Origin of the sequence: Serratia nevei (assembly GCF_024160145.1) — a bacterium.
Lineage (GTDB): Bacteria > Pseudomonadota > Gammaproteobacteria > Enterobacterales > Enterobacteriaceae > Serratia > Serratia nevei_A.
Window position 1 is genome coordinate 99865 of record NZ_JAMYWQ010000016.1, and the last position, 7311, is coordinate 107175.

Consider the following 7311-nt stretch of genomic DNA (forward strand, 5'->3'; position numbering starts at 1 on the left):
AATTGGTCCGTATTGCGCCGCCGCCGCGCGGTGTATTCTGCCGCTATCCGATTGTTTCCCTAATGGAAATAATATTTGACTCCGTGAGGCGCTATGTACCCAGCAAACCCTGAAGTGACTATCCGCAGAATCAATGGCGACGACAAAGCGCAATGGCTGGCGCTGTGGCAGGGCTATCTCGATTTTTACCGTGCCGACGTGGCGCCGCAGGTGACCGATCGCACCTTCGAACGTCTGGGGCAGGATGAACAGATGTACGGGCTGGTGGCGGAGGATGCCGACGGCCGGCTGCTGGGGCTGATGAACCTGGTGTTCCATCCGTCCACCTGGAGTGCGGTCGGCTATTGTTATATCGAAGATCTCTATGTGTCGCCGCAGGCGCGCGGCCATAAGGTGTCGGAAAAGCTGTTCGAACAGGCGTATCGATTGGCAGAGGTGCGCGGCAGCGATCGGGTCTACTGGATGACCCAGGAGTACAACGCGCCGGCACGCTCGCTGTACGACAAAATCGGCAGAAGAAGCTCGTTTATCGTTTATTCCCGTTAATCGCAGGAGGGCGTTGATGACAATGAATCGTTATGGTCAGCCGATCGGGGAATCGATGCCGGATTGGCAGCCGGCTCGCCGCCCGGGCGGCGCGACGCTTGGCGGACGTTTCTGCTCGCTGGCGCCGCTCGAACCGCAGCGGGATTACGCCGCGCTGTTCGAGGCGTTTCAACTGGCGCCGGACGGCCGCGACTGGACCTATCTGTCTATCGAACGGCCCGATACGCCGGCGGCGATGCTGCAGCATCTGGAGACGCTGCAGGCCAACCCGGCGCTGGTCAATCTGACGGTGTTCGACGCCGCCAGCGACGCGCCGGTGGGCACGGTGGCGCTGATGCGTATCGACGAAGCCAATGGCGTGCTGGAGATTGGCCACATCAGCTGGTCACCGTTGATGAAACAGCGATCCAGCGCCACCGAAGCCATCGCGCTGCTGCTGCGCTACGCCTTCGACACGCTGGGCTACCGCCGCTGCGAGTGGAAGTGCGACAGCCATAACGCGCCGTCCCGCCAGGCTGCGCTGCGCTTGGGTTTTCACTATGAGGGCAATTTCCGCTTTGCGGTGATCGCCAAGGGGCGCAGCCGGGATACCGCCTGGTTCGCCATCACCGCTGACCGATGGCCGGCGGTGCGGCAGGCGCTGGCGCGCTGGCTGAACGCGGATAACTTCGATGTGCAGGGGCGGCAGATAGCCAGGCTGCAGGTGTTGCGCAGCGAATAATAAGCAAAAAGGCGGCCCAGGGGCCGCCTTTTTATCGGGCTAAAGCGCTTACTTCAGCTCGTCGACCAGGGTGGTGGCGCGGCCGATGTAGTTGGCCGGGGTCATCGCCTTCAGACGGGTTTTCTCTTCTTCCGGCAGCGCCAGGCCATCGATGAATGCCTGCATGCCGGCGGCGTCCACGCGCTTGCCGCGGGTCAGCTCTTTCAGCTTCTCGTATGGCTTCTCGATGCCGTAGCGGCGCATCACGGTCTGGATCGGCTCGGCCAGCACTTCCCAGTTGTGATCCAGTTCGTCCAGCAGGTGCGCCTGGTTCACTTCCAGCTTGCTGATGCCTTTCAGGGTGGACTGATAGGCGATCAGCGCATAGCCCAGGCCCACGCCCAGGTTACGCAGCACGGTGGAGTCGGTCAGATCGCGCTGCCAGCGGGACACCGGCAGTTTGCTCGCCAGGTGGCCCAGCACGGCATTGGCCAGGCCCAGGTTGCCTTCGGAGTTTTCGAAGTCGATCGGGTTAACCTTGTGCGGCATGGTGGAAGAACCGATTTCGCCGGCGATGGTCTTCTGCTTGAAGTGGTTCAGGGCGATGTAGCCCCAGATATCGCGGTCGAAATCGATCAGAATGGTGTTGAAACGCGCCACGCAGTCGAACAGCTCGGCGATGTAGTCATGCGGCTCGATCTGGGTGGTGTACGGGTTCCAGGTGATGCCGAGCGAGGTCACGAAAGCTTCGCTGAACTGGTGCCAGTCCACTTCCGGGTAAGCGACGATGTGGGCGTTGTAGTTGCCGACCGCGCCGTTGATTTTACCCATGATCTCCACGCGCTCCAGCTGACGGTACTGGCGCTCCATGCGGTAAGCCACGTTGGCGAACTCTTTGCCGACGGTCGACGGGGTCGCCGGCTGGCCGTGGGTGCGCGACAGCAGCGGGATATCGCGGTATTCCAGCGCCAGCCCTTTCAGCGCGTCGATGATTTTGCGCCAGTAAGGCAGCACCACGTCCTGACGGGCGCTTTGCAGCATCAGCGCGTGCGACAGGTTGTTGATGTCTTCGGAGGTGCAGGCGAAGTGGATGAACTCGGACACCGCGTGCAGCGCAGGCACCGCCGCCACTTTTTCCTTCAGGAAATATTCGACCGCTTTCACGTCATGGTTGGTGGTGCGCTCGATGGTTTTGATGCGCTGAGCGTCTTCTTCGTTGAATTCCGCGACGATTTTGTCGAGGAAAGCGTTTGCGTCGGCGTCAAAAGCGGGAACTTCCTTGATTTCTGCGCAGGCCGCCAGTTTTTGCAGCCAACGTACTTCAACCTGTACGCGGAATTTCAGCAGACCGTATTCGCTGAAAATGGGGCGCAGTGCGCTGACTTTATCACCGTAGCGTCCATCAACGGGGGAAACGGCGGTCAGTGAGGATAATTCCATCGGTAGCAACTCCTGGGATCGATTAACAATGAGCAACGATATTTTGCGCCTGCTTGAACAGACGATTACGGGAAAACATTAACTGCAGGCGGCTGCCGCCGACCTGTTGCCACAGCACGGCGGCGCGAATGCCGGCCAGCAGCGTGGCGCGAACCTTGGCCTGCACCTGCGGGTTCTGCAAGATTGCCGGCGAGCCGGTCACCTGGATGCGCGGCCCGAGCGGGCTGACTACGTCGACGTAAATGCCGGCCAGCGCGCTGATGATGGTGTCCGACTCCAGATCGAAGTGCGCTAGCTGGCGCTCGAGCTGGCCGAGGCGTTCGCCGAGCGTGTTCATCGCCTGTTTGTTGGCGTTGAGCTTGCGCTCCAGCACCATCAGGCTGATGGTGTAGCGGGTCAGTTCCGCGCCCGGCCCTTTGTTGTTGGCGTTAAGCACGGCCATCAGGGTTTCGAGACCGACCATCAAATTGCGTTCTTCACCGCCGAACACCGCCAGCGTGGAGGGCGGATCCATTTGCAGCAGGCTTTTCAGTGAGGTTTGAAAGGCTTCGCGGTTGCATTGCCCTTCATGGGCCAGTTGCTGAACCAAACGCGCCGCCTGGCTGATACCCGCCATGGCCAACGTGATGTCATAATAATTCTTCGCCACGATTACTCCTGTAAACGCTGTGAACGGTACATGGCTTACTGCATAAGGTTGTGTGTATCGCCAAGGTAACGGCGGCGGCCGCGAACGGGAACGATCGGGCGTGGCTGTAACAACGATGACAACGAATGCCGCGGATCATGCCACAAAATCGAGGGTAAACCCAGCGTCGAATACGCCCGTGACGAGGCAGGGGCGCCGTGCGGCGCAGAACTGCGCAAATAGGCGGCGAAAATCGCCGGTGAGGCGGCGCGAACTTATTGTTGCGGCGGCAAATAAAGTGCGGCGGCTGCATCTATACTGCCAACGTGAGCCCTCAAATAAAGACCTTTATATGCACGTAAAAAACAAGCAGCCGCTGCCGGCGGTGACGCTGGCGGCCATCGGCGTGGTGTACGGCGATATCGGCACCAGCCCGCTGTATACCCTGCGCGAATGCCTGACGGCGGAGGAGGGCATCACCATGACGCCGGCCTCGATCTACGGCTTTTTGTCGCTGATTTTCTGGCTGCTGACGCTGGTGGTATCAATTAAATACGTCTGTTTCGTGATGCGCGCCGACAACGACGGCGAGGGAGGGATCCTGACGCTGATGTCGCTGGCGATCCGCAACCTGGATGCGCGTTGGGTGCCGGCGGCGGTGCTGACTGGGCTGGTGGGCGGCAGCTTCTTTTATGGCGACGGGGTGATCACCCCGGCCATTTCGGTGCTCTCGGCCATCGAGGGGCTGCAGATTATCGCCCCCGAGCTGGACAGCTTTATCGTGCCGCTCTCGCTGCTGGTGCTGACCGCGCTGTTCGTGATCCAAAAGCACGGCACCGGCAGCGTCGGCAAGCTGTTCGCGCCGGCGATGGTTGTCTGGTTCCTGACGCTGGCGCTGCTGGGCCTCGGCGGTATTTTGCATCACCCCGGCGTGCTGCGGGCGCTGAACCCCTATTGGGCGGTGAATTTCTTCCTCGAATACAAGGCGGTATCGTTCTTCGCGCTGGGCATGGTGGTGCTGTCGGTGACCGGCGCCGAAGCGCTGTACGCCGATATGGGCCACTTCGGTAAAAAACCGATCCGCCTGGCATGGTTTACGCTGGTGGCGCCGTCGCTGGTGCTGAACTACTTCGGCCAGGGGGCGCTGCTGCTGGCCAACCCGGCGGCGATCAACAACCCGTTCTTCCTGCTGGCGCCGACCTGGGCGCTGATCCCGCTGCTGGTGATCGCCACGCTGGCGACGGTCATCGCCTCGCAGGCGGTGATCTCCGGCGTGTTCTCGCTGACGCGCCAGGCGGTGCGGCTGGGCTACCTGCCGCCGATGCGCATCATCTATACCTCCGATCAGGAATCCGGGCAGATTTACATTCCGGTGGTGAACTGGCTGCTGTTCGCGGCGGTCCTGATCGTGATTATCAGCTTCAAACACTCCAGCAACCTGGCTTCGGCTTACGGCATCGTGGTGACCGGCACTATGCTGCTGTCGTCGATTTTGCTGAGCATCGTGGCGGTGAAAAACTGGGGCTGGCCGCGCTATCTGGGCGGGCTGATGCTGGTTGTCATGCTGTGCATCGACGTGCCGCTGTTCGGCGCCAACCTGATCAAGCTGGCGACCGGCGGCTGGCTGCCGGTGGCGCTGGGGCTGACCATTCTGCTGATTATGCTGACCTGGAAGACCGAGCGTTCGCGCCTGATCCGCCGGCTGCGCGACAATCAGGAGGGGCTGACCGCGCTGATCGAGTCGCTGGAGAAGGCGCCGCCGAAGCGGGTGCCGGGCACCGCGGTGTTTATGGAGCGTACGCCGCACGCGGTGCCGCTGGTGCTGTTGCACAACCTGAAGCACAACAAGGTGCTGCATGAGCGCGTGGTGCTGCTGACCATCGTCACCACCGACATGCCGTACGTGCACAACGTGCAGCGGGTGGCGATCGAACAGCTGTCGGCGAGCTTTTGGCGAGTGGTGGCGAGCTACGGCTGGCGCGAGACGCCCAATGTGACGGACATTCTGTACCGCTGTGGGCTGGAGGGAATGAGTTTTACCATGAACGAGACCTCGTTCTTCATGTCGCGCGATACGCTGGTGCTGGGCAAGCGGCCCTGGTATTTGCGCATGCGCGGCAAGGTGTTCCAGCTGTTGCAGCGCAACGCGCTGCGGGCGCCGGATCTGTTCGAAATCCCGCCGAACCGGGTGATCGAACTGGGGGCGCAGGTGGAGTTCTGAATAAAAAAAACGCTGCGATAACGCAGCGTTTTTCTTTGCTGGGCAATTACGCGAGGCGCTGTTCGATGATGCCGCCGCCGAGGCAGATTTCGCCCTGGTAGAACACCGCCGACTGGCCGGGGGTGACGGCGGAGACCGGCTCGTCGAAACGCACTTCGATGCGTTCGCCATCGAGCGGGGTCACGGTGCAAGGGATATCCTGTTGGCGATAGCGGGTCTTCACCGTGCAGCGGAACGGGCCGCTCAGCGGCAGGCGATCCACCCAGTGCAGCTGCTGCGCGATAAGGCCGACGGACATCAGGCGCGGATGATCGTGCCCCTGCGCGACCACCAGCACGTTGTTGGCCACGTCTTTATCCACCACGTACCACGGATCTTCGCTGCTGTCTTTCAGGCCGCCGATGCCCAGCCCTTTGCGCTGGCCCAGGGTGTGATACATCAGGCCCTGGTGTTCGCCGACGGTCTGGCCGTCAACGCTGACGATCGGGCCCGGCTGCGCCGGCAGGTAGCGGCCGAGGAAGTCGCGGAACTTGCGCTCGCCGATAAAGCAGATGCCGGTGGAATCTTTTTTCTTGGCGGTAACCAGCTCCAGCTGCTCGGCGATGCGGCGCACCTCCGGCTTCTCCAGCTCGCCGACCGGGAACAGGCTTTGCGCCACCTGCTCGTGGCTCAGGGTATAGAGGAAGTAGCTCTGATCCTTGTTGCCGTCGACGCCGCGCAGCAGGCGGCTTTTGCCGTCCACGTCCTGGCGGCGCACGTAGTGGCCGGTGGCGATAAAATCGGCCCCCAGATCTTCGGCGGCAAACTCCAGGAAGGCTTTGAATTTGATTTCTTTATTGCACAGGATGTCCGGGTTCGGCGTGCGGCCGGCCTTGTACTCTTCCAGGAACAGCTCAAACACGTTGTCCCAGTATTCCGCCGCAAAGTTCACCGTGTGCAGTTCGATGCCCAGCTTGTCGCAGACTGCTTGCGCGTCGGCCAGATCGGTCGCGGCGGAGCAGTACTCTTCGTCGTCGTCTTCTTCCCAGTTCTTCATGAACAGCCCAGCGACCTGATAGCCCTGTTGCTGTAACAGATAGGCGGTAACGGAAGAGTCGACGCCGCCGGACATACCGACGATTACTTTTTTCTGGCTGTTGTCTGACATGGGGATCTCACGAACTTGAACACGAACCGTGCTGATAAAAACAAGCGCAGGATTTTACCACGTTGGCCGCGCCGGCGCACTGTTCATCTTGTGCTGCCCGGCGCCTTTAAAACGGCCAGGCGAAGCTGCCGACCAGTGCCAGCGGGTAGCGCTCCGGCTGCTGGTAGCTGCAAATGCTCTCCGCCACCAGCGCGGAGCGCAGGTTGGGCGCCTGCAAAATCTCGTCGGCGCTCAGCCACAGGCAGCGATCGATGTCGCTGTCGTGCGGCTCGGTCGGCAGCGGCTGTTCCAGCTCGATAACGAAGCAAAAACGCAGGAACGGCGTGCGATCCGGCGCGATCCACTGGTGCAGGCGCAGGAACGCCTGCGGCGTGGCGCGGATGCCGGTCTCTTCCCACAGCTCGCGCTCGGCGGCCTGCACCAGCGTCTCGTCGGCCTCCAGGTGGCCGGCCGGCTGATTCCACAGCGCTTTGCCGTTGATGGTTTCTTCGACCACTAAAAATTGGTTCATCGCGTTTTACCGGGGAATGCTGCTTTGATTTTCAGGAAGAAGTAAGCGTTATCCCGGTATCCATAAGCCATCCGCTTCATCACCTTTATCTTATTGTTCATCCCTTCCAGCACGCTGG

The 7311-nt window shown here is 61.2% G+C and carries 8 protein-coding genes; 3 read left to right on the forward strand and 5 right to left on the reverse strand.

The window, feature by feature from the left end; genetic code table 11:
• Nucleotides 1-93: 93 nt before the first annotated feature.
• Nucleotides 94-546 (forward strand): GNAT family N-acetyltransferase, encoded by a 453-nt coding sequence (locus M6G53_RS13205; protein WP_253332049.1) that lies wholly within the window; start codon nt 94-96, stop codon nt 544-546.
• A 16-nt stretch (nt 547-562) separates the two neighbouring features.
• Nucleotides 563-1267 carry a GNAT family N-acetyltransferase gene (locus tag M6G53_RS13210; protein ID WP_253332051.1) on the forward strand — a complete coding sequence of 235 codons (705 nt, stop codon included), beginning with the start codon at nt 563-565 and terminating at the stop codon, nt 1265-1267.
• 48 nt (nt 1268-1315) lie between these two features.
• Here M6G53_RS13210 and purB read toward each other — a convergent pair whose 3' ends face one another.
• Nucleotides 1316-2686 carry an adenylosuccinate lyase gene (gene purB, locus M6G53_RS13215; RefSeq protein ID WP_253332053.1) on the reverse strand — a complete coding sequence of 457 codons (1371 nt, stop codon included), beginning with the start codon at nt 2684-2686 and terminating at the stop codon, nt 1316-1318.
• Nucleotides 2687-2708: 22 nt separating this feature from the next.
• Entirely contained in the window at nt 2709-3335 is a 627-nt protein-coding gene (gene hflD / locus M6G53_RS13220) for a high frequency lysogenization protein HflD (protein ID WP_253332055.1), read from the reverse strand.
• A 331-nt stretch (nt 3336-3666) separates the two neighbouring features.
• Between hflD and kup the strand changes: the two genes are divergently transcribed.
• Nucleotides 3667-5535 (forward strand): low affinity potassium transporter Kup, encoded by a 1869-nt coding sequence (gene kup, locus M6G53_RS13225; protein WP_253332057.1) that lies wholly within the window; start codon nt 3667-3669, stop codon nt 5533-5535.
• A gap of 46 nt (nt 5536-5581) precedes the next feature.
• On the opposite strand, the gene mnmA is transcribed toward kup, so the two are convergent.
• The 3 genes from mnmA to M6G53_RS13240 all read right to left on the reverse strand — a co-directional run.
• Nucleotides 5582-6682 carry a tRNA 2-thiouridine(34) synthase MnmA gene (gene mnmA, locus M6G53_RS13230; RefSeq protein WP_253332059.1) on the reverse strand — a complete coding sequence of 367 codons (1101 nt, stop codon included), beginning with the start codon at nt 6680-6682 and terminating at the stop codon, nt 5582-5584.
• A 106-nt stretch (nt 6683-6788) separates the two neighbouring features.
• On the reverse strand, nt 6789-7193 hold the full coding sequence (locus tag M6G53_RS13235) for an NUDIX domain-containing protein (RefSeq protein ID WP_253332061.1): 405 nt from the start codon (nt 7191-7193) through the stop codon (nt 6789-6791).
• On the reverse strand, nt 7190-7311 hold a 122-nt coding region (locus M6G53_RS13240), incomplete at its 5' end, for a transposase (RefSeq protein ID WP_253332068.1). The genes M6G53_RS13240 and M6G53_RS13235, both read right to left, overlap by 4 nt.